At 62.9% G+C, this 26,117-nt stretch carries 35 protein-coding genes; 2 read left to right on the top strand and 33 right to left on the bottom strand.

Annotated features, from left to right (window positions below; translation table 11 throughout):
• Positions 1–105 precede the first annotated feature (105 nt).
• The 31 genes from rplQ to rpsL all read right to left on the bottom strand — a co-directional run bounded on the left by rplQ (position 106) and on the right by rpsL (position 18,999).
• Complete coding sequence (rplQ, locus tag AC0L2L_RS22480) at positions 106–537, bottom strand: 50S ribosomal protein L17 (RefSeq protein ID WP_027170349.1); 432 nt, start codon at positions 535–537, stop codon at positions 106–108.
• A gap of 103 nt (positions 538–640) precedes the next feature.
• Positions 641–1,651: a DNA-directed RNA polymerase subunit alpha gene (locus tag AC0L2L_RS22475; protein ID WP_027170350.1), complete on the bottom strand. Its 1,011-nt coding sequence runs from the start codon at positions 1,649–1,651 to the stop codon at positions 641–643.
• A gap of 96 nt (positions 1,652–1,747) precedes the next feature.
• Positions 1,748–2,137, bottom strand: coding sequence for a 30S ribosomal protein S11 (gene rpsK / locus AC0L2L_RS22470; RefSeq protein WP_006205444.1), 390 nt, complete (start codon positions 2,135–2,137; stop codon positions 1,748–1,750).
• Positions 2,138–2,294: 157 nt separating this feature from the next.
• A complete protein-coding gene (gene rpsM / locus AC0L2L_RS22465) occupies positions 2,295–2,663 on the bottom strand; it encodes a 30S ribosomal protein S13 (protein ID WP_027170351.1) in 369 nt (122 codons plus the stop codon).
• Positions 2,664–2,871: 208 nt separating this feature from the next.
• Positions 2,872–3,462, bottom strand: coding sequence for an adenylate kinase (locus tag AC0L2L_RS22460; RefSeq protein ID WP_473581227.1), 591 nt, complete (start codon positions 3,460–3,462; stop codon positions 2,872–2,874).
• Positions 3,459–4,799, bottom strand: a complete 1,341-nt coding sequence (secY, locus tag AC0L2L_RS22455; RefSeq protein WP_027170353.1) for a preprotein translocase subunit SecY — start codon at positions 4,797–4,799, stop codon at positions 3,459–3,461. Before secY ends, AC0L2L_RS22460 begins: the two co-directional genes overlap by 4 nt.
• Before the next feature lie 191 nt (positions 4,800–4,990).
• The gene (gene rplO / locus AC0L2L_RS22450; RefSeq protein ID WP_027170354.1) at positions 4,991–5,464 is read right to left on the bottom strand and encodes a 50S ribosomal protein L15; all 474 of its coding nucleotides are present in this window, start codon (positions 5,462–5,464) and stop codon (positions 4,991–4,993) included.
• A gap of 22 nt (positions 5,465–5,486) precedes the next feature.
• Positions 5,487–5,684 carry a 50S ribosomal protein L30 gene (gene rpmD, locus AC0L2L_RS22445; RefSeq protein ID WP_027170355.1) on the bottom strand — a complete coding sequence of 66 codons (198 nt, stop codon included), beginning with the start codon at positions 5,682–5,684 and terminating at the stop codon, positions 5,487–5,489.
• A gap of 24 nt (positions 5,685–5,708) precedes the next feature.
• Positions 5,709–6,272 (bottom strand): 30S ribosomal protein S5, encoded by a 564-nt coding sequence (rpsE, locus tag AC0L2L_RS22440; RefSeq protein WP_036260404.1) that lies wholly within the window; start codon positions 6,270–6,272, stop codon positions 5,709–5,711.
• A gap of 77 nt (positions 6,273–6,349) precedes the next feature.
• Positions 6,350–6,712 carry a 50S ribosomal protein L18 gene (gene rplR / locus AC0L2L_RS22435; protein WP_027170356.1) on the bottom strand — a complete coding sequence of 121 codons (363 nt, stop codon included), beginning with the start codon at positions 6,710–6,712 and terminating at the stop codon, positions 6,350–6,352.
• 138 nt (positions 6,713–6,850) lie between these two features.
• Positions 6,851–7,384 (bottom strand): 50S ribosomal protein L6, encoded by a 534-nt coding sequence (rplF, locus tag AC0L2L_RS22430; protein WP_027170357.1) that lies wholly within the window; start codon positions 7,382–7,384, stop codon positions 6,851–6,853.
• Between the two features lie 90 nt (positions 7,385–7,474).
• Positions 7,475–7,873 carry a 30S ribosomal protein S8 gene (gene rpsH, locus AC0L2L_RS22425; protein ID WP_027170358.1) on the bottom strand — a complete coding sequence of 133 codons (399 nt, stop codon included), beginning with the start codon at positions 7,871–7,873 and terminating at the stop codon, positions 7,475–7,477.
• Positions 7,874–7,885: 12 nt separating this feature from the next.
• Positions 7,886–8,191, bottom strand: a complete 306-nt coding sequence (gene rpsN, locus AC0L2L_RS22420) for a 30S ribosomal protein S14 (protein ID WP_027170359.1) — start codon at positions 8,189–8,191, stop codon at positions 7,886–7,888.
• 26 nt (positions 8,192–8,217) lie between these two features.
• Positions 8,218–8,796 (bottom strand): 50S ribosomal protein L5, encoded by a 579-nt coding sequence (gene rplE, locus AC0L2L_RS22415; protein ID WP_036260373.1) that lies wholly within the window; start codon positions 8,794–8,796, stop codon positions 8,218–8,220.
• On the bottom strand, positions 8,789–9,103 hold the full coding sequence (rplX, locus tag AC0L2L_RS22410; protein WP_454508011.1) for a 50S ribosomal protein L24: 315 nt from the start codon (positions 9,101–9,103) through the stop codon (positions 8,789–8,791). Before rplX ends, rplE begins: the two co-directional genes overlap by 8 nt.
• Before the next feature lie 12 nt (positions 9,104–9,115).
• The gene (rplN, locus tag AC0L2L_RS22405; RefSeq protein ID WP_006205457.1) at positions 9,116–9,484 is read right to left on the bottom strand and encodes a 50S ribosomal protein L14; all 369 of its coding nucleotides are present in this window, start codon (positions 9,482–9,484) and stop codon (positions 9,116–9,118) included.
• Positions 9,485–9,556: 72 nt separating this feature from the next.
• The gene (gene rpsQ, locus AC0L2L_RS22400; protein ID WP_027170362.1) at positions 9,557–9,796 is read right to left on the bottom strand and encodes a 30S ribosomal protein S17; all 240 of its coding nucleotides are present in this window, start codon (positions 9,794–9,796) and stop codon (positions 9,557–9,559) included.
• Between the two features lie 4 nt (positions 9,797–9,800).
• Positions 9,801–10,001, bottom strand: coding sequence for a 50S ribosomal protein L29 (gene rpmC, locus AC0L2L_RS22395; RefSeq protein ID WP_027170363.1), 201 nt, complete (start codon positions 9,999–10,001; stop codon positions 9,801–9,803).
• 14 nt (positions 10,002–10,015) lie between these two features.
• A complete protein-coding gene (gene rplP, locus AC0L2L_RS22390; RefSeq protein WP_027170364.1) occupies positions 10,016–10,429 on the bottom strand; it encodes a 50S ribosomal protein L16 in 414 nt (137 codons plus the stop codon).
• A 27-nt stretch (positions 10,430–10,456) separates the two neighbouring features.
• Positions 10,457–11,179: a 30S ribosomal protein S3 gene (gene rpsC, locus AC0L2L_RS22385; protein WP_473581224.1), complete on the bottom strand. Its 723-nt coding sequence runs from the start codon at positions 11,177–11,179 to the stop codon at positions 10,457–10,459.
• On the bottom strand, positions 11,179–11,568 hold the full coding sequence (gene rplV, locus AC0L2L_RS22380) for a 50S ribosomal protein L22 (RefSeq protein WP_006205462.1): 390 nt from the start codon (positions 11,566–11,568) through the stop codon (positions 11,179–11,181). Before rplV ends, rpsC begins: the two co-directional genes overlap by 1 nt.
• 2 nt (positions 11,569–11,570) lie before the next feature.
• Positions 11,571–11,849 (bottom strand): 30S ribosomal protein S19, encoded by a 279-nt coding sequence (gene rpsS, locus AC0L2L_RS22375; RefSeq protein ID WP_015317982.1) that lies wholly within the window; start codon positions 11,847–11,849, stop codon positions 11,571–11,573.
• A 16-nt stretch (positions 11,850–11,865) separates the two neighbouring features.
• A complete protein-coding gene (rplB, locus tag AC0L2L_RS22370; protein WP_027170366.1) occupies positions 11,866–12,699 on the bottom strand; it encodes a 50S ribosomal protein L2 in 834 nt (277 codons plus the stop codon).
• 22 nt (positions 12,700–12,721) lie between these two features.
• The gene (locus AC0L2L_RS22365; RefSeq protein ID WP_027170367.1) at positions 12,722–13,015 is read right to left on the bottom strand and encodes a 50S ribosomal protein L23; all 294 of its coding nucleotides are present in this window, start codon (positions 13,013–13,015) and stop codon (positions 12,722–12,724) included.
• Positions 13,012–13,632 (bottom strand): 50S ribosomal protein L4, encoded by a 621-nt coding sequence (gene rplD / locus AC0L2L_RS22360; RefSeq protein ID WP_027170368.1) that lies wholly within the window; start codon positions 13,630–13,632, stop codon positions 13,012–13,014. The genes AC0L2L_RS22365 and rplD overlap by 4 nt, the downstream gene beginning before the upstream one ends.
• Complete coding sequence (gene rplC / locus AC0L2L_RS22355; protein WP_027170369.1) at positions 13,632–14,348, bottom strand: 50S ribosomal protein L3; 717 nt, start codon at positions 14,346–14,348, stop codon at positions 13,632–13,634. The genes rplD and rplC overlap by 1 nt, the downstream gene beginning before the upstream one ends.
• Positions 14,349–14,409: 61 nt before the next feature.
• Complete coding sequence (gene rpsJ, locus AC0L2L_RS22350; RefSeq protein WP_006205468.1) at positions 14,410–14,718, bottom strand: 30S ribosomal protein S10; 309 nt, start codon at positions 14,716–14,718, stop codon at positions 14,410–14,412.
• A 68-nt stretch (positions 14,719–14,786) separates the two neighbouring features.
• Complete coding sequence (gene tuf / locus AC0L2L_RS22345) at positions 14,787–15,962, bottom strand: elongation factor Tu (RefSeq protein WP_473581206.1); 1,176 nt, start codon at positions 15,960–15,962, stop codon at positions 14,787–14,789.
• A 65-nt stretch (positions 15,963–16,027) separates the two neighbouring features.
• Positions 16,028–18,118: an elongation factor G gene (gene fusA, locus AC0L2L_RS22340; protein WP_473581223.1), complete on the bottom strand. Its 2,091-nt coding sequence runs from the start codon at positions 18,116–18,118 to the stop codon at positions 16,028–16,030.
• A gap of 29 nt (positions 18,119–18,147) precedes the next feature.
• Complete coding sequence (gene rpsG / locus AC0L2L_RS22335; protein WP_027170372.1) at positions 18,148–18,618, bottom strand: 30S ribosomal protein S7; 471 nt, start codon at positions 18,616–18,618, stop codon at positions 18,148–18,150.
• 9 nt (positions 18,619–18,627) lie between these two features.
• Complete coding sequence (gene rpsL, locus AC0L2L_RS22330) at positions 18,628–18,999, bottom strand: 30S ribosomal protein S12 (RefSeq protein ID WP_006202128.1); 372 nt, start codon at positions 18,997–18,999, stop codon at positions 18,628–18,630.
• 462 nt (positions 19,000–19,461) lie between these two features.
• On the opposite strand from rpsL, the gene AC0L2L_RS22325 reads away from it, so the two are divergent.
• Positions 19,462–19,743, top strand: coding sequence for a transcriptional regulator (locus AC0L2L_RS22325; protein WP_473581222.1), 282 nt, complete (start codon positions 19,462–19,464; stop codon positions 19,741–19,743).
• 84 nt (positions 19,744–19,827) lie between these two features.
• Positions 19,828–20,757: a Gfo/Idh/MocA family protein gene (locus AC0L2L_RS22320; RefSeq protein WP_473581221.1), complete on the top strand. Its 930-nt coding sequence runs from the start codon at positions 19,828–19,830 to the stop codon at positions 20,755–20,757.
• A 284-nt stretch (positions 20,758–21,041) separates the two neighbouring features.
• On the opposite strand, the gene AC0L2L_RS22315 is transcribed toward AC0L2L_RS22320, so the two are convergent.
• Both AC0L2L_RS22315 and rpoC read right to left on the bottom strand, forming a co-directional pair.
• A complete protein-coding gene (locus tag AC0L2L_RS22315; protein WP_473581220.1) occupies positions 21,042–21,707 on the bottom strand; it encodes an O-methyltransferase in 666 nt (221 codons plus the stop codon).
• Positions 21,708–21,845: 138 nt separating this feature from the next.
• Positions 21,846–26,042, bottom strand: coding sequence for a DNA-directed RNA polymerase subunit beta' (gene rpoC, locus AC0L2L_RS22310; protein WP_027170376.1), 4,197 nt, complete (start codon positions 26,040–26,042; stop codon positions 21,846–21,848).
• Between the last annotated feature and the right edge of the window lie 75 nt (positions 26,043–26,117).

Raw genomic sequence — 26,117 nt, 5'->3', positions numbered from 1 at the left:
CAAAAGCATGCACGCAAGGACGAAAACCGCCCGCTGCTCGCCTATTCCGATAAACGCAAAAGGGGCCCGTGGGCCCCTTGAAGTCATTGACGAAAACGCTTGGCCTCAGGCGGCCGCGGCTTCCTCATTGGCGCCTTCTGCCTCGAGGCGGGCGCGATCGCCGGCGCCCTTGGCCGAGGTGTCGCGGTCGACGAACTCGATCACGGCCATCGCGGCGTTGTCACCATGGCGGAAGCCCGCCTTCATGATGCGCAGATAGCCGCCATTGCGGGTGGCGTAGCGCGGAGCAATGGTCTCGAACAGGCGCTTGACCACGCCTTCGTTGCCGATCTGCGCGATCACCTGGCGGCGGGCGTGCAGGTCGCCGCGCTTGCCGAGCGTCACCAGCTTCTCGACGATCGGACGCAGGTCCTTCGCCTTCGGCAGGGTGGTGACGATCTGCTCGTGCTCGATCAGCGAGACGGCGAGATTGGCGAACATCGACTTGCGATGGCTGATGCTGCGGGCGAACCGGCGGCCCTTAAAACCATGGCGCATGGCTCTTCTCCTTCTTCAGTTGTTCAAGAGGCCAAGCCTCTGATGGTTTTCCGCATGACCGTCGGATCGAGCGGCTCGCGCCGCCGATCCTTGGAATTCATGCTCAATATTGGTCTTCGTAACGCTTAGCGAGGTCTTCGATGTTTTCCGGCGGCCAGTCCGGCACTTCCATGCCGAGATGGAGGCCCATGGCCGCCAGCACTTCCTTGATCTCGTTCAGCGACTTGCGGCCGAAGTTCGGGGTGCGCAGCATCTCGGCTTCGGTCTTCTGGATCAGGTCGCCGATATAGACGATGTTGTCGTTCTTCAGGCAGTTGGCCGAACGCACCGAAAGCTCGAGCTCGTCGACCTTCTTGAGCAGCGCCGGGTTGAAGGCGAGCTCGGTGACGGCCTCAGTGGCGACTTCCTTCTGCGGCTCGTCGAAGTTGACGAACAGGCCGAGCTGATCCTGCAGGATGCGGGCGGCAAAAGCCACCGCATCCTCGCCCGAGATCGAGCCGTTGGTCTCGATGGTCATGGTCAGCTTGTCGTAGTCGAGAACCTGGCCCTCGCGGGTGTTCTCAACCTTGTAGGAGACCTTCTTGACCGGTGAGTAGAGGCTGTCGACCGGGATCAGGCCGATCGGCGCGTCCTCGGCGCGGTTGCGCTCGGCCGGCACATAGCCCTTGCCGGTGTCGACGGTGAACTCCATGCGGATCTCGGCGCCCTCGTCCAGCGTGCAGATGACGTGGTCGGGGTTGAGGATCTCGACGTCGCCGACGGTCTGGATGTCGCCAGCGAGCACGGCGCCCGGGCCCTGCTTGCGCACGACCATGCGCTTGGGACCATCGCCTTCCATGCGGATGGCGATTTCCTTGATATTTAGAACGATGTCGGTCACGTCCTCGCGCACGCCGGCGATGGACGAGAATTCATGCAGCACGCCGTCGATCTGCACGGCGGTCACAGCCGCGCCGCGCAGCGAAGACAGAAGCACGCGCCGCAGCGCGTTGCCCAGCGTCAGGCCAAAGCCGCGTTCGAGCGGTTCGGCCACCAGCGTGGTCAGCGTCTTCTTCTTCGACGAGAACTCGATCTTGTTCGGCTTGATCAGTTCTTGCCAATTTTTCTGGATCATAGTGTTTCCTTCCTTTGCCCCGCCACCATCCAATCGTGGCGAGCGACACGGAAAACCGCGGAGGAACGCCCTGGCGTTCGCGCGGCGTTCTAAAAATTAGACGCGGCGCTTCTTGCGCGGACGGCAGCCATTGTGCGGGATCGGCGTCACGTCACGGATCGAGGTGATGGTGAAGCCGGCGGCCTGCAGCGCGCGCAGCGCCGATTCACGACCGGAGCCGGGTCCGCAGACCTCGACCTCGAGCATACGCATGCCGTGTTCCTGCGCCTTCTTGGCAACGTCTTCGGCGGCCATCTGGGCAGCGAACGGGGTCGACTTGCGCGAACCCTTGAAGCCCTGCGCACCGGCCGACGACCAAGCAATCGAATTGCCCTGCGCGTCGGTGATGGTGATCATGGTGTTGTTGAAGGTCGAATTGACGTGGGCAACGCCCGACGAGATGTTCTTGCGTTCGCGACGGCGAACACGAGCGGCTTCCTTGGCCATAATAGTCCTTTCAGTTGATCTCTACACCGCCGTAATGCCAGCGGCTCCACCCTTCGTAAGGGAGCAGGGGAATAGGGCAGTAAGGGAGTAGGGAAAGTGCGACCCGATTGCGGGCATTCCCTACTGCCTTACTCCCCTACTCCCTTATTCCCCTAAATTACTTCTTCTTGCCGGCGATCGCCTTGGCCGGGCCCTTGCGGGTGCGCGCATTGGTATGCGTGCGCTGGCCGCGGACCGGCAGCGAGCGGCGGTGACGCAGGCCGCGGTAGCAGCCGAGGTCCATGAGCCGCTTGATGTTCATCGAGACTTCGCGGCGCAGGTCGCCTTCGACCTGGTAGTCGCGGTCGATCGTCTCGCGGATCTGCAGCACTTCCGCGTCGGTCAGCTGGTTGACGCGGCGGTCCGCCGGGATGCCGACCTTGTCGACGATCTCCTGGGCAAACTTCTTGCCGATGCCGTGAATGTACTGAAGCGCAATGACGACGCGCTTGTTGGTCGGAATGTTGACGCCGGCTATACGAGCCATTTCTTCTCTTTCTCCATATGGGCCGGATATGCCGGCGCTATCGAAGTTGCCCCGCGTCCGGTGGAGGCCGGCCCTTGCGAGGGTTTCCTGGTTCAAAGCGACCGCTTTGCCCGCAAGGGCAAGCAAAGTCCATGCCTGATAGGAAGACGGGCCGCCATACCCCAACGGCCCAGTCCAGTCAAGCGCAATCTTTAATTGCCGGCCCGGCTTACTTCACCGCAGCCGCGAGCACCTTGCCGATCTCGACGGTCACGGCATCGATACTCGCCATGCCATCGACGGTCTTGAGCTTGCCTTTGGCGTAATAGTAGCCAATCAGCGGCGCAGTCTTCTTGTAGTATTCGCGCAGGCGTTCTTCGAACACCGCAGGGTTGTCGTCCTTGCGCACCGGCTGGCCGGCGGCCTTGGCATCATCGGCGCGCTTGACGATTCGCCCGACCAGCGCCTTGTCGTCGACGACGAGCTCGATGACGGTGTCGAGCGCGAAGCCACGCTCGGCGAGCATGGCTTCGACCGCGTCGGCCTGGACCAGCGTGCGCGGATAGCCGTCGAGAATGAAACCCCTGGCGCAATCCGGCTGATCGATGCGTTCGGCGACGATGGCGTTGACGATCGCGTCCGAGACCAGCTCACCGGCATCCATCACCGCCTTGGCGCGCTTGCCGACCTCGGTCCCGGCCTGGACGGCGGCACGCAGCATGTCACCCGTCGAGAGCTGGGGTATGCCATGTTTTTCTACCAGTCTTTGTGCTTGCGTCCCCTTGCCCGCTCCTGGCGGCCCAAGCAATATCAGCCTCATCTGCTCCTCTTCCCCCCGCGCAACTTCGACTTCTTGATCAGGCCCTCATACTGGTGCGCGATCAGGTGACCCTGAATCTGCGCCACCGTGTCGAGCGTGACACTGACCACGATCAGAAGCGATGTGCCACCGAGGTAGAAAGGTACGCCAGTCGCCGAAATCAGGAACTCCGGCAGCAGGCAGACCAGCACCAGGTAGATGGCGCCGATGACGGTGATACGCGTCAGAACATAGTCGATATAGTCGGCGGTGCGCTCGCCCGGACGATAACCCGGGATGAAGCCGGAGTGCTTCTTGAGCTGGTCGGCCGTGTCCTTCGGGTTGAAGACGATCGCCGTGTAGAAGAAGGCGAAGAAGACGATCATGCCTGCATAAAAGATCATGTAGAGAGGCTGGCCGTGGCCGAGCGAGGCCAGGATGGTGCTTGCCCAGGCCGGCAGGTTGGTCGACTGCGAGAAGCCCGCCACCGTCGCCGGCAGCAGCAGCAGCGAGGACGCGAAGATCGGCGGGATGACACCCGAGGTGTTGAGCTTCAGCGGCAGGTGCGAGGTGTCGCCCTGGAACATGCGATTGCCGACCTGGCGCTTCGGATATTGGATGAGCAGGCGGCGCTGGGCGCGCTCGAAGAAAACGATCAGCGCGATGACGATGATGGCCAGCACGATGATCGCCAGGATCAGGCCCGTCGACAGCGCGCCGGTGCGGCCAAGCTCCAGCGTTCCGGAGATCGCCCGCGGCAGGCCGGCGACGATGCCGGAGAAGATGATCAGCGAAATGCCGTTGCCGATGCCGCGCGCGGTAATCTGCTCGCCGAGCCACATCAGGAACATGGTGCCGCCGACCAGCGTGACGACGGTCGATATCCGGAAGAACATGCCGGGATCGTTGACGATGCCGTTGCCGCCTTCGAGGCCGACCGAAATGCCGTAGGCCTGGATCAGCGCCAGAAGCACGGTGCCGTAGCGCGTGTACTGGTTGATGATCTTGCGGCCCTGCTCGCCTTCCTTCTTCAGCGCTTCCAGCGACGGGATGACCGACGTCATCAGCTGCATGATGATGGAGGCGGAGATGTAGGGCATGATGCCCAGCGCAAAGATTGCCATGCGCTGCACGGCGCCGCCGGCAAACATGTTGAACATGCCGAGCACGCCCTTGCTCTGCGAGGAGAAGGCCTGGGCGAAAGCGTCGGGGTTGATGCCGGGAAGCGGGATATAGGTGCCGAGGCGATAGACGAGCAGCGCGCCGATGGTGAACCAGATGCGCTTCTTGAGATCCTCGGCCTTGGCGAAGGCCGCGAAATTCAGATTGGAGGCTAGTTGTTCAGCAGCCGAAGCCATGCCTGATTCTCCGCTAGATCACGCTCGATGCCCGCAGCTCAGGCGGCGCGTGTCACCGAAGCTCACGAGATAAGCTCCGGACCGTGAACATGCAAGCGGCCGCGTCGACGCGGCCGCCCAATTCAACTGATCAAAGCGCGCTTCGACGGAAAATGCGAAGTCATCGCCGCCGGCCGCGCTTCAAATCGCCGTTACTCGGCGGCGGCCGCTTCCGGCAGCTTCACCGAACCGCCGGCCTTCTCGATCTTCTCGATCGCGGCCTTGGAGGCGCCGGCGACGTCGAAGGAGAGCTTGGCCTTGAGCTCGCCGTCGGACAGCACGCGCACGCCGTCCTTGGCGCGGCGGATGACGCCGGCAGCGATGAGCGCCTCGACAGTCACTGTCTCCTTGGCGTCGAGCTTCTTGGCGTCGATGGCCGCCTGGATCCTGGCCAGCGACACGACGTTGAAGCTCTTGGCGAAGATGTTGTTGAAGCCACGCTTCGGCAGGCGCCGGTAGAGCGGCATCTGGCCACCCTCGAAGCCGTTGATGGCAACGCCCGAGCGGGCCTTCTGGCCCTTGACGCCGCGACCGGCGGTCTTGCCCGAGCCGGAGCCGATGCCGCGGCCGAGGCGCTTCTTGGAGTGCGTGGCGCCGTCCTTGTCACGCAGATCGTTGAGTTTCATGTTGCTTCTCCTGCGCTTCCGTTCAGGCCTCGTCCACGACGCGGACGAGGTGCTGGACGGCAGCGATCATGCCACGCACGGAAGGGGTATCTTCCAGCGTGCGCCGCTTGTGCATCTTGTTCAGGCCGAGGCCGACCAGCGTCGCGCGCTGCTCCTTCGGCCGGCGGATCGGAGAGCCGATCTGCTCGACGGTGATGGTTTTGGTAGCTTTCTTGGCCATGGTCGAAATCCCTGGTCAGATCGACTATTCTTCAGCCGCAACGGCGGTGCCGCGGCGGGCCTGAAGGGTCGAGTACTTGATGCCGCGCGCGGCAGCCACATCCTTGGGATGCATCTGGCTCTTCAGCGCGTCGAAGGTGGCGCGAACCATGTTGTAGGGGTTCGACGAACCCATCGACTTGGCGACCACGTCATGCATGCCGAGCGTCTCGAAGACGGCGCGCATCGGGCCGCCGGCGATGATGCCGGTACCCTGCTTGGCAGCGCGCAGCAGAACGCGTCCGGCGCCCCAACGGCCCTCGACGTCGTGATGCAGCGTACGGCCCGAGCGCAGCGGCACGAAGATCATGTCGCGCTTGGCCGACTCGGTCGCCTTGCGGATCGCTTCCGGCACTTCGCGCGCCTTGCCGTGGCCGAAGCCGACGCGGCCCTTCTGGTCGCCGACGACGACAAGAGCGGCGAAGCCGAAGCGACGGCCACCCTTCACCACCTTGGCGACGCGGTTGATGTGGACCAGCTTGTCCACCATGCCGTCGTCGCGTTCTTCACGCTCGCGGCCGCGGCCGCCGTCCCTACGTTCCTGTGCCATATCCTGTTCCTTGTTCTTTTCCGGAAGCACGGGTTGCTGTTTGCCGGCGCCTCATTCGGGTCGCCGACGGCGATAAATCAGAAGCTCAGTCCACCCTCGCGGGCAGCCTCGGCCAGCGCCTTGACGCGGCCATGATAGATGTACGGGCCACGGTCGAAGACGACTTCCTTGACCCCGGCCTTGGTGGCGCGCTCGGCGATCAGCTTGCCGACCGCGGCGGCGGCGGCGGTGTCAGCGCCGGTCTTGAGCGAACCCTTGAGGTCCTTCTCGAGCGTCGAGGCAGCTGCCAGCGTGTGGCCGTTGGCATCGTCGATGACCTGGACGTAGATGTTCTTCGAGGTGCGGTGCACCGAAAGCCGCGGACGCTCGCCGGCGACCTTCTTCAACTGGCGGCGCACGCGCTGCGCGCGGCGCTGGATGGTTTCTTTGGGGCTTGCCATAATGTCAGTTCCTTGCCTTCAGAAAACGGGGGCAACCCTGTGCGGTAGGCCAGGCCTCCCGCGGCCGCTCCCCGCGGCGTTACACTTCTCTGGCTTGGCCCTTTCCGAAAAGTCTGCAACTTTTCGGGGCCAAGTCTATTACTTCTTCTTGCCTTCCTTGCGGACGATCTTCTCGCCGGCATAGCGCACGCCCTTGCCCTTGTAGGGCTCCGGACCGCGATATTCGCGGATCTCGGCGGCGACCTGGCCGACCTGCTGCTTATCGATGCCCGTGATCGTGATTTCGGTCGGCTTCGGCACCGTGATCGTGATGCCCTGGGGCGTCTCATAGACCACGTCGTGGCTGAAGCCGAGCGCGAGCTGCAGGTTCTTGCCCTGCAGCGCCGCACGATATCCGACGCCGGTGATCTCGAGCTTCTTCTCGAAGCCGTCCTTCACGCCCTGCAGGATGTTGACGATCTGCGTGCGCGACATGCCCCACTTGGAGCGGGCCGCCTTGGTCTGGTCGCGCGGCTGGACAGCAATCTCGCTGCCTTCCATCTTGACCAGCACTTCGTCGTTGACCACGAATTTCAGCTCGCCCTTGGGGCCCTTCGCCGTCACGGTCTGGCCGTTGACGGTCGCGGTCACGCCCTGCGGCAGCGAAACGGGTTTCTTTCCGATACGAGACATTTTGTTGTCCTCGTCACTTCTTTGGTTTCAGTTCCAGTTCCCGGGCGCGATCCCGAGAACCGAAGCCCATTCATTCAATCTCATGCCCGATCAGAAGATCTGGCAGAGGATCTCGCCGCCGACATTCTGCTCGCGCGCTTCATGGTCGGCCATGACGCCCTTCGGCGTCGAAAGAATGGCGATGCCGAGGCCGTTGGCGACGTGCGGGATCGATTTGGCCGAGACATAGACGCGGCGGCCAGGCTTCGAGACGCGCGCGATTTCGCGCACGACCGGAGCGCCGTCGAAATACTTCAGCTCGATCTCGATTTCCGACTTGCCGTTTTCAAAATCGGTCTGGCTGTAGTCGCGGATATAGCCTTCCGACTTCAGCACTTCGAGGACACGGGCGCGCAGACGCGAGGCCGGGGTCGAAACGCTCGACTTCTTACGGCCATAGGCGTTGCGGATGCGGGTCAGCATATCGCCGAGAGGATCGCTCAATGACATCTCAGTGTCTCCTTACCAGCTCGACTTGACCAGGCCCGGGATCTGGCCGGTATTGCCCAGATCGCGAAGCGCGATACGCGAAACTTTGAGCTTGCGATAATAGGCGCGCGGACGGCCCGTGACTTCGCAGCGGTTGCGGATACGGATCTTGGCCGAGTTGCGAGGCAGCGCCGAAAGCTTCAACTGGGCGCGAAAACGCTCTTCCATCGGCTGGGACTGATCCATGATGATGGCCTTGAGCGCCGTGCGCTTGGCGGCGTACTGATCGGCGAGCTTGCGGCGCCGGTTGTTCTTCTCGACTGAGCTGGTCTTTGCCATTTCAGATGTTTCCTTTTTCGCTGCCGTTACTGGCGGAAGGGGAAGTTGAAGGCCTTGAGCAGAGCTCTCGCCTCGTCGTCCGTCTTCGCCGTCGTACAAACGATGACGTCCATGCCCCAGACCTGATCAACCTTGTCGTAGTTGATCTCCGGGAACACGATGTGTTCCTTGATGCCCATGGCGTAGTTGCCACGACCGTCAAAGCTCTTCGGGTTCAGCCCGCGGAAGTCGCGAACGCGCGGCAGCGCGATGTTCACGAGGCGGTCGAGGAACTCGTACATGCGTTCCTTGCGCAACGTGACCTTGGCGCCGATCGGCATATTCTCGCGCACCTTGAAGCCGGCAATGGAGTTGCGGGCACGGGTGACGACGGCCTTCTGGCCGGCGATCATCGCGAGATCCTCGGCCGCGACCGAGGGCTTCTTGGAGTCTGCGGTCGCCTCACCGACACCCATGTTCAGCACGATCTTGTCGATGCGCGGAACCTGCATGTCGTTGTCGTAACCGAACTGCTCCTGCATCGCCTTGCGGATGGTCTCGTTATAGACCTTCTTGAGGCGGGGCTCGTTCTTGGCAGTTGCCTGCTTGGTTTCAGCCTTAGCCATTGATGACTTCTCCCGAACGCTTGGCGACGCGCACCTTCTTGCCATCCTTCTGGATGGTGAAGCCGACGCGGGTCGGCTTGCCGTCCTTGGGGTCGGCCAGCGCGATGTTCGACAGGTGGATCGGCGCTTCCTTGGTGATGATCCCGCCCTCTTGGGACTGGGACTGCTTCTGGTGACGGCGAATGAGGTTCACGCCGCGGACGAGCGCGGTGTCTTCCTTCGGCTGAACCGACAGGACTTCGCCCGAACGGCCCTTGTCCTTGCCGGCAAGCACGACGACCTTGTCGCCTTTTTTGATCTTTTGCATTGGTCCGGCTCCTTACAGCACTTCAGGCGCGAGCGAGATGATCTTCATGTGGTTCTTGGCGCGAAGCTCGCGCGGAACCGGTCCGAAGATACGGGTGCCGATCGGCTCTTTCTTGTTGTCGACGAGAACGGCCGCGTTCTTGTCGAAACGGATCACGCTGCCGTCCGGGCGGCGGATGTCCTTGGCCGTGCGAACCACGACCGCCTTCATCACATCGCCCTTCTTAACGCGGCCGCGCGGAATGGCTTCCTTGATCGACACCACGATGATGTCGCCGACGGAGGCATACTTCCGCTTCGAGCCGCCCAGCACCTTGATGCACATGACACGACGGGCGCCGGAATTGTCCGCGACGTCGAGGTTTGTTTGCATCTGAATCATGACTGGCCGCCTTCTTCTTTTCTAACGGGACAGGCGCAAAGCCCCTCCCCGGTCTGTCCAAAATTCGCTTGTTTACGCCTGATCCGAAGTGACGACGATCCAGCGCTTGTCCTTGGAAATCGGCTTCGATTCCTGGATGAACACCTGATCGCCGACCTTGTGGGCGTTGTTCTCGTCGTGCGCCTTGTACTTCTTGGTCATGCGCACGGTCTTCTTCATCACGGGATGCGTGAAGCGCCGTTCGACCTTGACGACGACCGTCTTCTCGTTCTTGTCGCTGACGACGGTGCCCTGCAGAATGCGCTTTGGCATGGTCTTAACCCTTCTTGGCCGCGGCTTTTTGCGCGGCGATGGTCTTGATGCGCGCAATGTCCCTGCGGACCTGCTTCACGCGCGCGGTCTTCTCGAGCTGGCCGGTGGCCTTCTGGAAGCGCAGGTTGAACTGCTCCTTCTTCAGATTGGCCAGGTCGTCGGTCAACTGATCCTGGGTCTTGGTCCGGATGTCTTCGGCTTTCATGGTTCAGCCCGTCCTTATTCTGCGATGCGCTGTACGAAGCGCGTCTTGACCGAGAGCTTGGCGGCGCCGAGACGCAGCGCTTCACGCGCCGTCTCCTCGCTGACGCCGTCGATCTCGAACATGATGCGGCCGGGCTTCACGCGCGCCGCCCAGTAGTCGACCGCGCCCTTGCCCTTACCCATGCGGACTTCGGTCGGCTTCGAGGTGACCGGCAGGTCCGGGAACACCCGGATCCAGACGCGGCCGGCGCGCTTCATCTCGCGGGTGATCGCGCGGCGGGCCGCCTCGATCTCGCGCGCGGTGACGCGGTTCGGCTCAAGCGCCTTCAGCCCGAAACCGCCGAAATCCAGGTTGGTGCCGCCCTTGGCGGTACCGTGGATACGGCCCTTGAACTGCTTACGGAACTTTGTGCGCTTTGGCTGCAGCATCGTTCTAACTCCAAATTCTCAAATGTCTCAGGCGTTCTCGCGACGACGGCCGCGTTCACGCTCACCGCCACCATGCGCGGCATCACCTTCGGTGGCGCGACGCTCCGAAGCCATCGGGTCGTGCTCGAGGATCTCGCCCTTGAACACCCACACCTTGACGCCGCAGATGCCATAAGCCGTGTTCGCCTCGGCCGTGCCGTAGTCGACATCGGCGCGCAGCGTATGCAGCGGCACGCGGCCCTCGCGGTACCACTCCATGCGCGCGATCTCGGCGCCGCCGAGACGGCCGGCACAGTTGATGCGGATGCCTTCGGCGCCGAGACGCATGGCCGACTGAACGGCGCGCTTCATGGCGCGGCGGAACGCGATGCGGCGCTCGAGCTGCTGTGCGATCGACTGGGCGACCAGCGTGGCGTCGATCTCCGGCTTGCGCACTTCGACGATGTTGAGGTGCGTTTCGGACTTCGTCATCTCGGTCAGCTTCTTACGAAGCTTCTCGATGTCGGCGCCCTTCTTGCCGATGATGAGGCCCGGACGCGCCGCGTGGATGGTGACGCGGCACTTCTTGTGCGGACGCTCGATCACGACCTTGGAGATCGCGGCCTGCTTGAGTTCTTTCTCAAGATACTTGCGGATCTTGAGGTCCTCGTGCAGCAGCTGGCCGTACTCGCCGGTGTTCGCGAACCAGCGCGAATCCCAGGTGCGGTTGATGCCGAGACGCAGCCCGATCGGATTGACTTTCTGGCCCATTATGCGGCCTCCCCTTTTTCCTCGACTTCACGAACGACGATCGTGAGGTGCGAGAACGGCTTCTCGATACGGCTGGCGCGACCGCGGCCACGAGCGTGAAAGCGCTTCATGACGATCGACTTGCCGACATAGGCTTCCGCCACGATCAGCGCGTCGACATCGAGGTCGTGATTGTTTTCCGCGTTGGCGATCGCCGATTCCAGCGTCTTCTTGACCGTGCCGGAAATCCGCTTGGCCGAGAATTCGAGATCGGAAAGCGCGGTCGCGACCTTCTTGCCGCGGATCAGCGCGGCAACCAGGTTCAGCTTCTGCGGACTGATACGGATCGTGCGCAGAACGGCGCGCGCTTCGTTGTCAGCAAGCCTGCGCGGAGCTTTGGCCTTGCCCATGATTATTTCCTCTTCGCCTTCTTATCCGCGCCGTGACCGTAATAGGTCCGGGTCGGAGCGAATTCACCGAACTTGTGGCCGACCATGTCCTCGTTCACCGAGACGGGAACGTGCTTCTGGCCGTTGTAGACACCGAAGGTGAGGCCGACGAACTGCGGCAGGATGGTGGAGCGGCGGCTCCACATCTTGATCACCTCATTGCGACCGCCTTCACGAACCTTGTCCACCTTCTTGAGAAGGTAGCCGTCGATGAAGGGGCCTTTCCAAATAGAACGAGTCACTTGGCGTTACCTCTTCTTAGCTCTTGCGCTGATGGCGCGAGCGCAGGATGAACTTGTCGGTCGCCTTGTTGGACCGCGTCTTCTTGCCCTTGGTCGGCTTGCCCCAGGGCGAAACCGGATGCCGGCCGCCCGAGGTGCGGCCTTCGCCGCCGCCGTGCGGATGGTCGACCGGGTTCATGGTCACGCCGCGATTGTGCGGGCGCTTGCCGCGCCAGACAGTGCGGCCCGCCTTGCCGTCGTTGATGTTGCCGTGGTCAGGGTTGGAAACCGCGCCGACGGTGGCCATGCAGGAGCCATGCACGACACGCTGCTCACCCGAGTTGAGGCGCAGGATCGCCATGCCCTGGTCGCGACCGACGAGCTGGGCGTAACCGCCCGCCGAACGGGCGACCTGGGCGCCCTTGCCCGGCTTCAGCTCGATGTTGTGGACGATCGTGCCGACCGGCATCGAGGCCAGCGGCATCGCGTTGCCCGGCTTCACGTCGACCGCTTCGCCGGCCACGATCTTGTCGCCGGCGGCAAGGCGCTGCGGGGCGATGATGTAGGACAGCTCGCCATCGTCATACTTGATCAGGGCGATGAAGGCGGTGCGGTTCGGATCGTATTCGATACGCTCGACCGTGCCGACGACATCGTACTTCTTACGCTTGAAGTCGATGATGCGGTACGAACGCTTGTGACCGCCGCCGATGAAGCGGGCCGTGATGCGGCCGTAATTGTTGCGGCCGCCCGACTTGGTCAGGCCTTCGGTCAGGCCCTTGACGGGCTTGCCCTTGTAGAGGCCCGAGCGGTCGACGATGACCAGCTGACGGGTGCTCGGCGTTACCGGGTTGAATTTCTTAAGTGCCATTGTCCTGTCCTCGCGGCCTTGCTCAGAGACCCGTCGCGACGTCGATCGACTGGCCGTCGGCCAGCGTCACTACCGCCTTCTTGACGTCGCTCTGGCGGCCGATCGTGCCGCGGAAGCGCTTGATCTTGCCCTTGCGGACAAGCGTGTTCACAGCCGTGACCTTGACGCCGAACAGCGCTTCGACGGCGGCCTTGATTTCCGGCTTCGACGCCTTCTTGGCGACGTTGAAGACGACCTGGTTGTTCTCGGAAGCCATGGTCGACTTTTCGGTGATCGCCGGCGAGACGATCACGTCGTAGTGACGAAGGTCGGTCATTTGAAGCGCTCCTCGAGAGCCTCGACGGCGGCCTTCGAAAGGACCAGCGTGCCGCGGCGCAGAATGTCGTAGACGTTGATGCCCTGAATGGGCAGCACGTCGATGTTCGGGATGTTTGTCGCCGCCAGCTTGAAGTTCTGGTCAAGCTCGGCACCGCCGATAACCAAAGCGTTGGTCAGGCCGAGCGTCGCGAAATTCGCGATCAGCGCCTTTGTCTTGGCCTCGGTCAGCTTCAGCTCGTCGATGATAATAATCGACGCGCTCTTGGCCTTGGCCGAGAGAGCGTGCTTGAGGCCGAGCGCGCGGACCTTCTTGGGCAGATCGTGCTCGTGGCTGCGCACGACCGGGCCGTGTGCCTTGCCGCCGCCGCGGAACTGCGGAGCGCGAGCCGAGTGGTGACGGGCGCGGCCCGTACCCTTCTGCTTGTACATCTTGGCGCCGGTGCGCGCGATCTCGGCGCGGCCCTTGGCCTTGTGCGTGCCCTGCTGCTTCTTGGCGAGCTGCCAGCGCACGACGCGTTGCAGGATGTCCTCGCGTGGGTCAAGGCCGAAAATCTCCTCGGAGAGCTTCACCTTGCCGGCGTCCTTGCCGCCCAGCGTTGTGATCTTGATATCCATTATTCCGCTCCCTCGGTGGCCGGGGCTTCGTTCTTGGCGGCAGCGGCACGGATCGCGGCAGGCTTCGGCGCATTGGCCGGCAGCGCAACCTTGGCAGCGTCGCGAACCAGGATCCAGGCGCCCTTGACGCCGGGAACCGCGCCGCGGATCAGGATCAGGCCGCGATCAGCGTCGGTCGACACGACCTCGACATTCTGCGTGGTGACGCGAGTGTCGCCCATGTGGCCAGCCATATGCTTGCCCTTGAACACCTTGCCCGGATCCTGGCGCTGACCGGTCGAGCCGTGCGTGCGGTGCGAGACCGAATTGCCGTGCGTAGCGCGGCCGCCACCCATGTGGTGCCGCTTGATCACGCCCTGGAAACCCTTACCGGTCGAGGTGCCGGTGACGTCGACCTTCTGGCCGACGACGAAATGCTCGACCGTCAGTTCGGCGCCGACGTCGATCATGTTGTCGGCGGAGACGCGGAACTCGGCGACCTTAGCCTTGGGCTCGACGGACGCGGCGGCGAAATGGCCACGCATCGCCTTCGACGTGTTCTTCACCTTGGCAAGGCCAACGCCGAGCTGGACGGCGGTGTAGCCGTTCTTCTCCTGCGTGCGCTGGGCCACGACCTGACAGTTCTCCATCTGAAGAACAGTGACGGGAACGTGCTCGCCGGCATCGTTATAGATGCGGGTCATTCCCACCTTCTTTGCAATCACACCTGAACGCATCGGTTCAATTCCTTTAGAGTTCCGGGCCAGGGGCACCGCCCCTTACCGCGCTCTCATTCCCTTAGAGCTTGATCTCGACGTCGACACCGGCCGCCAGATCGAGCTTCATCAAAGCATCGACCGTCTGCGGGGTCGGATCGACTATGTCGAGCAGCCGCTTGTGCGTGCGCATCTCGAACTGCTCACGGCTCTTCTTGTCGACGTGGGGCGACCGGTTGACCGTGAATTTTTCGATCCGCGTCGGCAGCGGGATGGGGCCGCGGACGTTGGCGCCGGTGCGCTTGGCGGTCGACACGATTTCGCGCGTCGAGGCGTCGAGCACCCGGTGGTCAAACGCCTTAAGGCGGATGCGGATATTCTGTCCGTTCATGCGTCAATTCCTTGTTCTGGCGCGGCGCGGGCAGCTCCCGCGCCCGCGACAGATCGGTTTCAGTCCAATTATTCTGTGATGGTGACGACGATGCCGGCACCGACGGTGCGGCCGCCTTCACGGATGGCGAAGCGCAGCTTCTCTTCCATCGCGATCGGCACGATCAGCTCGACGTCGACGGTGATGTTGTCGCCAGGCATGACCATCTCGGTGCCGGCCGGCAGCGTCACGATGCCCGTCACGTCCGTGGTGCGGAAGTAGAACTGCGGACGGTAGTTGGTGAAGAACGGCGTGTGACGGCCGCCTTCGTCCTTGGTCAGGATGTAGGCTTCGGCCACGAACTTCTTGTGCGGCTTGACCGTGCCGGGCTTGGCCAGGACCTGGCCGCGCTCGACACCTTCACGGTCGACGCCGCGCAGCAGCGCGCCGATGTTGTCGCCGGCCTGGCCCTGGTCGAGCAGCTTGCGGAACATCTCAACGCCCGTGCAGGTCGTCTTGGTGGTCGGACGGATGCCGACGATTTCCAGCTCCTCGCCGACCTTGACCACGCCGCGCTCGACGCGGCCGGTCACAACCGTGCCGCGGCCCGAGATCGAGAACACGTCCTCGATCGGCATCAGGAACGGCTTGTCCAGCGGACGAACCGGCGTCGGGATATAGGCGTCGACCTGAGCCATCAGCTCGCGGATGGCGTCCTCGCCGATGGTCTTGTTGGTGTCTTCCAACGCCGCCAGCGCCGAGCCCTTGACGATCGGAATGTCGTCGCCGGGGAACTCGTTCTTCGACAGAAGCTCGCGAACCTCGAGCTCGACCAGCTCGAGCAGCTCGGCGTCATCGACCTGGTCGACCTTGTTCAAGAACACCACGATCGAGGGAACGCCGACCTGGCGGGCCAAAAGGATGTGCTCGCGGGTCTGCGGCATCGGGCCGTCGGCGGCCGAAACCACCAGGATCGCGCCGTCCATCTGCGCGGCACCGGTGATCATGTTCTTCACATAGTCGGCGTGGCCGGGGCAGTCGACATGGGCATAGTGACGGTTGGCCGTCTCATACTCGACATGCGCCGTCGAGATCGTGATGCCGCGCGCCTTCTCTTCGGGTGCTGCGTCGATCTGGTCATAGCGCTTGTATTCGCCAAAATACTTCGTGATCGCCGCCGTCAGCGACGTCTTGCCATGATCGACGTGACCGATCGTGCCAATGTTCACATGCGGCTTGGTGCGCTCGAATTTACCTTTTGCCATGTGATCTCTCCATTCCTGCTCGCCCGTGCGGGCCTTGAATTAAGGTCTCGTGCAACCCGCTCGAGTTACGCGTATTTCTTCTGAACTTCCTGGGCGACCGCGGTCGGAACCGGCTCGTAGTGGTCGAACTGCATCGTGTACTGGGCGCGGCCCTGCGACATCGAACGCAGATTGTCGACGTACTTGAACATGTTGGCCAAAGGCACCATCGCGTTGATGACGACGGCAACGCCGCGCGCTTCCTGACCCTGGATCTGGCCACGGCGGCCGTTGAGGTCGCCGATGACGCCGCCGACATAATCTTCCGGCGTCACGACCTCGACCTTCATGATCGGCTCCAGGAGCTGCACGCCGAGGCGCGGAGCGGCTTCCTTGAAGCAGGCACGGGAGGCGATTTCGAACGCCAGCACCGAGGAGTCGACGTCGTGGAACGCGCCGTCAATGAGGGTGGCCTTGACGCCGATCATCGGGAAGCCGGCGAACGGGCCGGAACCCATGACGCTGTTGATGCCCTTCTCGACGCCCGGGATGTATTCCTTCGGAACCGCACCGCCGACGATCTTGGACTCGAACACGAACTCTTCGCTCTCGGTGTTCGGCTCGAATATGATCTTGACGCGAGCGAACTGGCCGGTACCGCCGGTCTGCTTCTTGTGCGTGTAATCCTGCTCGTGCGTGCGGGTGATGGTCTCGCGATAAGCCACCTGCGGCGCGCCGACATTGGCTTCCACCTTGAACTCGCGGCGCATGCGGTCGACGATGATGTCGAGATGCAGCTCGCCCATGCCGGCGATGATGGTCTGGCCGCTTTCCTCGTCGGTCTTGACGCGGAAGGACGGATCCTCGGCCGCCAGGCGATGCAGCGCGAGGCCCATCTTTTCCTGGTCGTTCTTGGTCTTCGGCTCAATGGCGATCTGGATGACCGGATCGGGGAATTCCATGCGCTCGAGGATGACCGGGTGCAGCGGATCGCACAGCGTGTCGCCGGTGGTCGTGTCCTTGAGGCCGGCAAGCGCAACGATGTCGCCGGCGTAAGCTTCTTCAACGTCGGCGCGCGAGTTCGCATGCATCTGCAGCATGCGGCCGATGCGCTCCTTCTTGCCCTTGACGGTGTTGTCGACCGAGATGCCCTTGGCGAGCTTGCCCGAATAGATGCGAGCAAAGGTGAGCGAGCCGACAAACGGGTCGTTCATGATCTTGAACGCCAGCATCGACAGCGGCTCATTGTCATCGGCATGACGCTCGATCTCGGCGTCGGTCTTGGCGTCGACGCCCTTGATGGCAGGAACTTCGGCCGGCGACGGCAGATAGTCGACAACGGCGTCGAGCAGCGGCTGCACGCCCTTGTTCTTGAAGGCCGAGCCGCAGAACATCGGGAAGAACTTGACCGCGATGGTGCCCTTGCGGATCAGCGCGCGGATCTCGTCGTTAGACGGCATCCTGCCTTCGAGGTAGTTCTCGAGCGCGGTCTCGTCCATCTCGACGGCGGCTTCGATCATCTTCTCGCGGTATTGCTCGGCCCTGTCCTTGAGGTCGGCCGGGATCTCGACGACGTCCCAGGCAGCGCCCAGCGTCTCGTCGCGCCATACAAGCGCATTCATCTCGACGAGGTCGACGACGCCCTTGAACTCGGTCTCGGCGCCGATCGGCAGCTGCATGACGACAGCCTGCGCGCCGAGGCGCGAACCGATCATTTCCTCGGAGCGGTAGAAGTCGGCGCCGATCTTGTCCATCTTGTTGCAGAAGATCATGCGCGGCACGTGGTACTTGTCGGCCTGGCGCCAGACGGTCTCGGTCTGCGGCTCGACACCGGCGTTGGCGTCGAGCAGCGCGATGGCGCCGTCGAGCACGCGCAGCGAACGCTCGACTTCGATGGTGAAGTCGACGTGTCCGGGAGTGTCGATGATGTTGAAGCGGCGCATCTTGCCATCGCGACCCTTCCAGAAGGTCGTGGTCGCGGCCGAGGTGATGGTGATGCCGCGTTCCTGCTCCTGCTCCATCCAATCCATGGTGGCAGCGCCATCATGGACTTCGCCGATCTTGTGCGACTTGCCCGTGTAATAGAGGACGCGCTCGGTCGTCGTCGTCTTGCCGGCGTCGATATGCGCCATGATACCGAAATTGCGGTAGTCTTCGATCTTGTATTCTCGGGCCATGGGAGGTGCCTCTCAGTCTCGTTCGCGCTTTACCAGCGGTAGTGCGCGAAGGCGCGGTTGGCTTCTGCCATCTTGTGGGTGTCTTCACGCTTCTTGACAGCCGTGCCGCGGTTGTTGGCCGCGTCCATCAGCTCGCCCGAGAGGCGGTCGACCATGGTGGTCTCGTTGCGGTTGCGCGCAGCGGCGATCAGCCAGCGGATGGCCAACGCCTGGCGGCGCTCGGGGCGGACATCGACCGGAACCTGATAGGTGGCGCCGCCGACGCGACGCGAGCGCACTTCCACATGCGGCGCGACATTGTCGAGCGCCTGATGGAAGACGGTGACCGGCTCCTGCTTGGTCTTGGCCTGGACCTGGTCCAGCGCGCCGTAGACGATGGTCTCGGCAACCGACTTCTTGCCGTCATACATGACGGCGTTCATGAACTTGGTGACGATCAGATCGCCGAACTTGGGGTCCGGATTGATCTCACGCTTTTCTGCACTGTGACGACGGGACATGGGAAACCCTTACTTCGGACGCTTGGCGCCGTATTTCGAACGACGCTGCTTGCGGTTCTTCACACCCTGCGTGTCGAGCACGCCACGGATGATGTGATAGCGGACGCCCGGCAGATCCTTGACGCGACCGCCGCGGATCATGACCACCGAGTGTTCCTGAAGGTTGTGGCCTTCGCCAGGGATGTAGCCGATCACTTCGAAACCGTTGGTCAGGCGAATCTTGGCCACCTTGCGCAGCGCCGAGTTCGGCTTCTTCGGCGTCGTGGTGTAGACGCGCGTGCAGACGCCCCGCTTCTGCGGGTTCTGCTGCATGGCCGGGACCTTGTTGCGCTTCACCGGCGCCAGGCGCGGCTTGCGGATCAGCTGGTTGACGGTAGGCATTAAACCCTCTTGTCTCTCAATTCCGTGTCTGCCCTGTCAGGGCCGCTCAAAGCGTCATTTCCATACGCAAATTCGGGCAACACACCGCGCCTCGCGGTCCTGCCCGAACAAATTGCAGAGGAAGCGGGAGCCGCTTCATGCGCGCCGGAAATGTCTTTTCGCTCGTAAAACGAACCCTGTTTGAGGCAAGCTCCAAAGCGTGTCGCTTCGGACAGGAGAGCCTCACATCGGTTCTGACTGGGCGGCTTCTACTCGCAAGCCTTCGAACCGTCAACCCCGGAACGCCAAATATTGCGCCCAACCCGAGGCCTGGCAGCCATGCGGAAAACGCATGTAATTTTCTTGCGTCTTTTTTCAAGACGGAAGAAGAAAGTGACCGGCTTTCGGCTGTCACACGCGCAGGCTTCATGCAAAAAAGCGCCATGGACAGCGCCCAATCTCTCTACCAAGGGGAATCAGCCCGTGAACGACAATGAAGAACGCCCGGTTACCATCATCACCGGCCGGGTGTGGAAGAAGAAGGGCGGCAAATCGGAAGGCGTCCATGTGATGCTGGTGGCCCCCGACGATGATTCTGCCGTGCGCCGTGCGCTCGAATCGCTTGCCGCCGAGGGATTCGCCGAGGCCGAGCTCGACCAGATCGGCGACATGGAGGGCGTGCCCGACGAGGAGCCGCATCTGTCGGCCTATCAGGGCGCGCTTGAAGGCGAGGTCTCGATCGTCACTTTCGACGAGCCGCTCTGATATCGCGCCCGGCGCAACTACCCTTCCCGGCTTGTCGGCAAGCCCTCCACCCAGAACTGTCACTCGTCCATTTTCGGAGTTCCCATGACCAGCAGTCCCATCAAGCTCGGCATCGTCGGCGTGGGAAAGATCGTCCGCGACCAGCACCTGCCTGCAGTCGCCAAGGATGGCAATTATCAGCTCGTCGCCGCGGCCAGCCGCCACGGCAAGGTCGACGGCATAGCGAACTATCCCAGCATAGAAGTGATGCTTGCGGCCGAACCCGGCCTCGAGGCGGTGTCGCTGTGCATGCCGCCGCAGTTTCGCTACGACGCCGCGCGCACCGCGCTTGAAGCAAGGAAGCACGTGTTCCTCGAAAAGCCGCCGGGCGCCACGGTCAGCGAGGTCGAGCACCTGAAGGCGCTTGCCGAAAAGAACGGCGTCTCGCTTTTTGCCAGCTGGCATTCGCGCTATGCGCCGGCGGTGGAGGCCGCGCGTGCGTTCCTCGCCTCGGCAAAGATGACTTCGGCCGCCATCAACTGGAAGGAAGACGTGCGCCGTTGGCATCCGAACCAGGAATGGATCTGGGAGCCGGGCGGCTTCGGGGTGTTCGATCCGGGCATCAATGCGCTCTCGATCGCCACCCACATCCTGCCGCCGATGTTCATCACCTCGGCCGTGCTGGATTTTCCGGAGAACCGCGCGGCGCCCGTCGCCGCGCATGTCGCCTTCCGCACCTCGACCGGCCTGCCGGTGACGATGGAACTCGACTGGCTGCAGACCGGCCCGCAGAGCTGGGACATCCTGGCGGAAACCGACAAGGGCCGGATGCAGCTTTCCGGCGGCGGCGCGAAACTCGCCGTCGACGGGCGGGTCGTCCACGACGAGCCAGAGGCCGAGTACCCGATGCTCTACAGGCGCTTCGCCGAGATTGTCCGCGCAGGCAGCTCCGATGTCGATCTCGCCCCGCTGCAGCACGTGGCCGACGCGTTCATGCTGGGCAAGCGCAACGTGGTCGAGGCGTTCTTCGATTGAGTTGCGCATGCGAAGGGATCGCGGACCTGGCTGGAATGCACGCTGGTGCCAGGTCGCCCCCCCACTCCGTCTCGGCTACGCCGAGCCACCCCGATCGACGGGGTAGAGAAAGGGCGCGAACCTATTGCCGCCAACGCTCGTTCAACGCGGCTTCCTTTCCCTCCGGGGAAAGGTGGCGCTGCGAAGCAGCGACGGATTGGGGGAAGCCGGTCGTCCAAACGAACAGCCGATGACAAGTGAGCACGACCGAGTTGGTCTGATATCACCGTCACCATGGTGTGATGTCACTTGACGATCGCGATGGCGAACCCGTCATAGCCCTTGGCGCCGACGGTCTGGATGGCGGTGCCGTCCAGCCGCTTGTCGCCGCCGATGAAGGAGAATGCCGCACGCGCGCCTTCGACATTGGCATCGCCGCTATTTTTCTTCACCACAGCTCCGTCGCGTATGACGTTGTCGCAGACGATCACCGTGCCTGAGCGCGACAGCTTCATCGCCCCGTCGAGATAGTTCGGGTTGTTCGGCTTGTCGGCGTCGATGAAGATCAGGTCGAACGGACCGGCATTTTCGCTTGCCAGCGTGGCAAGCGACGGCAGCGCGGGACCGACCCGCAGGTCGACCTTGGCGGAAACCCCTGCTCGCTCAAAGTTCGAGCGCGCGACCCCGGCGTGATGCGGATCGAGCTCCAGCGTCACGACCTTGCCGTCCGCCGGCAATCCCCTTGCCATCCAGATGGTCGAGTAGCCGCCAAGCGTGCCGACCTCCAGCACCTTTTTCGCGCCCCGAATACGCACCAGCAGCGACAGCAGCTTGCCTTGAGCGGCCGAGACGTCGATTGCCGGTAGCCCTTGGTCGCGATTGGTCTTGATCACCGCGTCCAGCACGGCATCGGATTCGAAAAGCGAGGAAACGATGTAATCGTCGACGGCCGTCCAGGTCGTGCTGCTCATGGCTCTTCCTCTTTCGTGACGCTCGATCAGGATGACGGCAGGTGGAGCCGTCGTCCCGATCCCAGTTTTCAAGATCATGCTCTGAAATGCGAAAAGGGGCCACGAGGGCCCCTTTTTCCTGTTTTCATTTCATGCCGTCTACTGCGCGGCGTTGACCATGTCGGTCAGCATCGGCTCGGCGACCTCGACACCGGAGGCCTTGCGGCGCTCGTCGATGATGAGCTCGTCGCGCGAGGTGGCGATGCGCCTTATCTGGCTCATCGTGCCGCCCGTGCCGGCCGGGATCAGACGGCCGACGATGACGTTTTCCTTCAGGCCCTGCAGCATGTCGGTCTTGCCGGCAACCGCAGCCTCGGTGAGCACCCTCGTCGTCTCCTGGAAGGAGGCGGCCGAGATGAAGGACGGCGTCTGCAGCGAGGCCTTGGTGATGCCCAAGAGCACCGGCTGACCTTCGGCCGGCTTCTTGCCGTCCTCGATCAGGCGCTCGTTGACCTCTTCCAGTTCGATCACGTCGACGTGGTCGCCCGGGATATAGGTCGAGTCGCCCTGCGTGGTGATCTCGACCTTCTGCAGCATCTGGCGAACGATCACCTCGATGTGCTTGTCGTTGATCGACACGCCCTGCAGGCGGTAGACCTCCTGGATCTCGTTGACGAGGTAGGAGGCGAGCGCCTCCACGCCCTTGATCGCCAGGATGTCGTGCGGCGCCGGGTTGCCGTCGAGGATGTAGTCGCCCTTCTCGATGACGTCGCCGTCCTGGAGATGGAACGGCTTGCCCTTCGGGATCAGGTACTCCACCGGCTCCAGCGTCGAGTCATGCGGCTCGATGATGATGCGGCGCTTGTTCTTGTAGTCGCGGCCGAAGCGGATCGTGCCATCGATCTCGGCGATGATGGCGTGATCCTTCGGACGGCGAGCCTCGAACAGTTCCGCAACGCGCGGCAGACCACCGGTGATGTCCTTGGTCTTGGCGCTTTCCATCGGGATACGCGCCAGCACGTCGCCCGGACGGACATGCGCGCCAGGCTCGACCGAGAGGATGGCCTCGACCGAGAGCAGGAAGCGTGCATCGCCGCCCTTCGACAGCTTGCCGACCTTGCCCTTGGCATCCTGGACGACCATCGCCGGCTTCAGGTCGTTGCCGCGTGGGGTCGAACGCCAGTCGATGACCTCGCGCTTGGTGATGCCGGTCGATTCGTCAGCCGTTTCCTGAACGGAAATGCCGTCGACCAGATCCTCGAACGCCACCCTGCCCTCGATTTCGGTAAGGATCGGGCGGGTGTAAGGATCCCACTCGGCGATGCGCTGACCGCGCTTCACCTTGTCGCCATCGTCCACGAAGATACGCGAACCATAGGTGACGCGGTGCGTAGCGCGTTCCTTGCCGGCTTCGTCGAGGATGAGCACCGCCATGTTGCGGCCCATGACCATCTGCTGGCCTTCCGAGTTGCGCACCACGTTGCGGTTGCGGATCTGCACCTTGCCCTCATAGGAGGCTTCAAGGAACGAGGAATCCACCACCTGCGCCGTGCCGCCCATGTGGAAGGTACGCATGGTGAGCTGGGTGCCCGGCTCGCCGATCGACTGCGCCGCGATGACGCCAACGGCCTCGCCCTGGTTGACGGGCGTGCCGCGGGCCAGATCGCGTCCGTAGCAGACCGCGCACACGCCGGTCCTGATCTCGCAGGTCAGCGCCGAGCGGATGCGGATCGACTGCACGCCGGCCTTTTCGATCTGCTCCACATCGCGCTCGTCCATCAGCGTGCCGGCCTTGACCAGCAAGTCGCCGGTCACCGGATGGCTGATGTCGTCGAGCGCGGTGCGGCCCAGCACGCGCTGGCCGACCGAAGCGACGACCTGACCGGCATCGACGATCGGCTGCATGGTGAGGCCCTTGTCGGTGCCGCAGTCCACGGAGTTGACGATGCAGTCCTGCGCCACGTCGACCAGGCGCCGGGTGAGATAACCCGAGTTCGCCGTCTTCAAGGCGGTGTCTGCCAGACCCTTACGGGCGCCGTGGGTCGAGTTGAAATACTCGAGCACGGTGAGGCCTTCCTTGAAGTTCGAGATGATCGGCGTCTCGATGATTTCACCCGAGGGCTTGGCCATCAGGCCGCGCATGCCGGCGAGCTGACGCATCTGGGTGGGCGAACCGCGCGCACCCGAATGCGACATCATGTAGATCGAGTTCATCGGCTTCTGACGGCCGTTGTCCTCGAATTCCACCGCCTTGATGCGCGCCATCATCTCGTCGGCGACCTTTTCCGAGCACTTGGCCCAGGCGTCGACGACCTTGTTGTACTTCTCGCCCTGCGTGATCAGGCCGTCATTGTACTGCTGCTCGTACTCCTTGGCCAAAGCTTCGGTCTCGGACACCAGCTTGATCTTGCTGTCCGGGATCAGCATGTCGTCCTTGCCGAACGAGATGCCGGCTCGGCAAGCATGCGCAAAGCCGAGCGCCATGATGCGATCGCAGAAGATGACCGTCTCTTTCTGACCGCAGTGGCGGTAGACGGTGTCGATCATCTTGGAGATGTTCTTCTTGGTCATCTCCTGGTTGGCTGTCTCATACGGCACGTTGACGTTCTTCGGCAGAAGCTCGCCGATGATCATGCGGCCGGGCGTGGTGTCGTAGATCTTCGACACGACGTTGCCTTCGGCATCGACGGAGCGGAAGCGGCCCTTGATCTTGGCGTGCAGCGTCACGGCCTTGGTCTCCAGCGCATGCTGAAGCTCGCCCATGTCGGCGAACACCATGCCTTCGCCCGGCTCGTTCTGGTTGACGATCGACAGATAGTAGAGACCGAGAACCATGTCCTGCGACGGCACGATGATAGGCGCGCCGGAAGCCGGGTGCAGGATGTTGTTGGTCGACATCATCAGCACGCGGGCCTCGAGCTGCGCTTCCAGCGACAGCGGCACGTGGACCGCCATCTGGTCGCCGTCGAAGTCGGCGTTGAAGGCGGTGCAGACCAGCGGATGCAGCTGGATCGCCTTGCCTTCGATCAGGATCGGCTCAAACGCCTGGATGCCGAGGCGGTGCAGCGTCGGCGCGCGGTTCAAGAGCACCGGATGCTCGCGGATGACCTCGTCGAGGATGTCCCAAACTTCCGGACGCTCCTTCTCAACCAGCTTCTTGGCCTGCTTGACGGTCGAGGAGAAACCCTTGGCGTCGAGGCGGGCGTAGATGAAGGGCTTGAAGAGTTCGAGCGCCATCTTCTTCGGCAGGCCGCACTGATGCAGCTTCAGCTCCGGACCGGTCACGATGACCGAGCGACCGGAATAGTCGACGCGCTTGCCGAGCAGGTTCTGGCGGAACCGGCCCTGCTTGCCCTTCAGCATGTCGGACAGCGACTTCAGCGGACGCTTGTTGGCGCCGGTGATGACGCGGCCGCGACGGCCGTTGTCGAACAACGCGTCGACGGCTTCCTGCAGCATGCGCTTTTCATTGCGCACGATGATGCCGGGCGCGCGCAGCTCGATCAGCCGCTTCAGGCGGTTGTTGCGGTTGATGACGCGGCGATAGAGGTCGTTGAGGTCGGACGTGGCGAAGCGGCCACCATCCAGGGGAACGAGCGGGCGCAGGTCCGGCGGGATCACCGGAACGACCTTCATGATCATCCATTCCGGACGGTTGCCGGATTCCATGAAGTTTTCGACGACCTTGAGCCGCTTCAGGTACTTCTTCTGCTTGAGCTCGGATGTGGTCGAAGCCAGTTCCGAACGCAGGTCGCCGGCGATCTTCTCCAGATCCATGCCGGCCAGAAGGTCATGGATGGCCTCGGCGCCGATCATGGCGGTGAAAGAATCCTCGCCATACTCGTCGACGGCAAGCATGTACTCTTCCTCGCTCAGGAGCTGGTTCTCCTTCAGCGCGGTGAGGCCGGGCTCGGTGACGATGTAGTTCTCGAAATAGAGCACGCGCTCGATGTCCTTGAGCGTCATGTCGAGCAGCGTGCCGATGCGCGAGGGCAGCGACTTCAGGAACCAGATATGGGCGACGGGCGCGGCGAGCTCGATATGGCCCATGCGCTCGCGGCGAACGCGCGACAGCGTGACCTCGACGCCGCACTTTTCGCAGATGACGCCCTTGTACTTCATGCGCTTGTACTTGCCGCACAGGCACTCATAGTCCTTGATCGGGCCAAAAATGCGCGCGCAGAACAGGCCGTCACGCTCCGGCTTGAAGGTGCGGTAGTTGATGGTCTCCGGCTTCTTGATCTCGCCGAACGACCAGGACAGAATCTTCTCTGGGCTGGCAAGCGAGATCCGGATGGAATCGAACACCTGCGCAGGCGCCTGCGGGTTGAAGAGATTCATGACCTCTTGGTTCATGCCGTTCTCCTTTTCGGGGTCCTCGATAACCCCTTGCATCGATCGCGGACCAAATGTCCGCAGACTGGCCGGTCA

The organism is Mesorhizobium sp. WSM4832 (assembly GCF_055811115.1).
This window is presented reverse-complemented; position numbering and strand designations above follow the sequence as displayed.

What these genes read in the sequence shown, in the direction of transcription:
- rplQ (WP_027170349.1), bottom strand. Translation starts at nt 537, where the DNA reads ATGCGCCATGGTTTTAAGGGCCGCCGGTTCGCCCGCAGCATCAGCCAT.
- AC0L2L_RS22475 (WP_027170350.1), bottom strand. Translation starts at nt 1,651, where the DNA reads ATGATCCAGAAAAATTGGCAAGAACTGATCAAGCCGAACAAGATCGAG.
- rpsK (WP_006205444.1), bottom strand. Translation starts at nt 2,137, where the DNA reads ATGGCCAAGGAAGCCGCTCGTGTTCGCCGTCGCGAACGCAAGAACATC.
- rpsM (WP_027170351.1), bottom strand. Translation starts at nt 2,663, where the DNA reads ATGGCTCGTATAGCCGGCGTCAACATTCCGACCAACAAGCGCGTCGTC.
- AC0L2L_RS22460 (WP_473581227.1), bottom strand. Translation starts at nt 3,462, where the DNA reads ATGAGGCTGATATTGCTTGGGCCGCCAGGAGCGGGCAAGGGGACGCAA.
- secY (WP_027170353.1), bottom strand. Translation starts at nt 4,799, where the DNA reads ATGGCTTCGGCTGCTGAACAACTAGCCTCCAATCTGAATTTCGCGGCC.
- rplO (WP_027170354.1), bottom strand. Translation starts at nt 5,464, where the DNA reads ATGAAACTCAACGATCTGCGTGACAAGGACGGCGCCACGCACTCCAAG.
- rpmD (WP_027170355.1), bottom strand. Translation starts at nt 5,684, where the DNA reads ATGGCCAAGAAAGCTACCAAAACCATCACCGTCGAGCAGATCGGCTCT.
- rpsE (WP_036260404.1), bottom strand. Translation starts at nt 6,272, where the DNA reads ATGGCACAGGAACGTAGGGACGGCGGCCGCGGCCGCGAGCGTGAAGAA.
- rplR (WP_027170356.1), bottom strand. Translation starts at nt 6,712, where the DNA reads ATGGCAAGCCCCAAAGAAACCATCCAGCGCCGCGCGCAGCGCGTGCGC.
- rplF (WP_027170357.1), bottom strand. Translation starts at nt 7,384, where the DNA reads ATGTCTCGTATCGGAAAGAAACCCGTTTCGCTGCCGCAGGGCGTGACC.
- rpsH (WP_027170358.1), bottom strand. Translation starts at nt 7,873, where the DNA reads ATGTCATTGAGCGATCCTCTCGGCGATATGCTGACCCGCATCCGCAAC.
- rpsN (WP_027170359.1), bottom strand. Translation starts at nt 8,191, where the DNA reads ATGGCAAAGACCAGCTCAGTCGAGAAGAACAACCGGCGCCGCAAGCTC.
- rplE (WP_036260373.1), bottom strand. Translation starts at nt 8,796, where the DNA reads ATGGCTAAGGCTGAAACCAAGCAGGCAACTGCCAAGAACGAGCCCCGC.
- rplX (WP_454508011.1), bottom strand. Translation starts at nt 9,103, where the DNA reads ATGCAAAAGATCAAAAAAGGCGACAAGGTCGTCGTGCTTGCCGGCAAG.
- rplN (WP_006205457.1), bottom strand. Translation starts at nt 9,484, where the DNA reads ATGATTCAGATGCAAACAAACCTCGACGTCGCGGACAATTCCGGCGCC.
- rpsQ (WP_027170362.1), bottom strand. Translation starts at nt 9,796, where the DNA reads ATGCCAAAGCGCATTCTGCAGGGCACCGTCGTCAGCGACAAGAACGAG.
- rpmC (WP_027170363.1), bottom strand. Translation starts at nt 10,001, where the DNA reads ATGAAAGCCGAAGACATCCGGACCAAGACCCAGGATCAGTTGACCGAC.
- rplP (WP_027170364.1), bottom strand. Translation starts at nt 10,429, where the DNA reads ATGCTGCAGCCAAAGCGCACAAAGTTCCGTAAGCAGTTCAAGGGCCGT.
- rpsC (WP_473581224.1), bottom strand. Translation starts at nt 11,179, where the DNA reads ATGGGCCAGAAAGTCAATCCGATCGGGCTGCGTCTCGGCATCAACCGC.
- rplV (WP_006205462.1), bottom strand. Translation starts at nt 11,568, where the DNA reads ATGGGCAAGGCCAAAGCTCCGCGCAGGCTTGCTGACAACGAAGCGCGC.
- rplB (WP_027170366.1), bottom strand. Translation starts at nt 12,699, where the DNA reads ATGGCACTTAAGAAATTCAACCCGGTAACGCCGAGCACCCGTCAGCTG.
- AC0L2L_RS22365 (WP_027170367.1), bottom strand. Translation starts at nt 13,015, where the DNA reads ATGACCGACCTTCGTCACTACGACGTGATCGTCTCGCCGGCGATCACC.
- rplD (WP_027170368.1), bottom strand. Translation starts at nt 13,632, where the DNA reads ATGGATATCAAGATCACAACGCTGGGCGGCAAGGACGCCGGCAAGGTG.
- rplC (WP_027170369.1), bottom strand. Translation starts at nt 14,348, where the DNA reads ATGCGTTCAGGTGTGATTGCAAAGAAGGTGGGAATGACCCGCATCTAT.
- rpsJ (WP_006205468.1), bottom strand. Translation starts at nt 14,718, where the DNA reads ATGAACGGACAGAATATCCGCATCCGCCTTAAGGCGTTTGACCACCGG.
- tuf (WP_473581206.1), bottom strand. Translation starts at nt 15,962, where the DNA reads ATGGCAAAAGGTAAATTCGAGCGCACCAAGCCGCATGTGAACATTGGC.
- fusA (WP_473581223.1), bottom strand. Translation starts at nt 18,118, where the DNA reads ATGGCCCGAGAATACAAGATCGAAGACTACCGCAATTTCGGTATCATG.
- rpsG (WP_027170372.1), bottom strand. Translation starts at nt 18,618, where the DNA reads ATGTCCCGTCGTCACAGTGCAGAAAAGCGTGAGATCAATCCGGACCCC.
- rpsL (WP_006202128.1), bottom strand. Translation starts at nt 18,999, where the DNA reads ATGCCTACCGTCAACCAGCTGATCCGCAAGCCGCGCCTGGCGCCGGTG.
- AC0L2L_RS22320 (WP_473581221.1), top strand. Translation starts at nt 19,828, where the DNA reads ATGACCAGCAGTCCCATCAAGCTCGGCATCGTCGGCGTGGGAAAGATC.
- AC0L2L_RS22315 (WP_473581220.1), bottom strand. Translation starts at nt 21,707, where the DNA reads ATGAGCAGCACGACCTGGACGGCCGTCGACGATTACATCGTTTCCTCG.
- rpoC (WP_027170376.1), bottom strand. Translation starts at nt 26,042, where the DNA reads ATGAACCAAGAGGTCATGAATCTCTTCAACCCGCAGGCGCCTGCGCAG.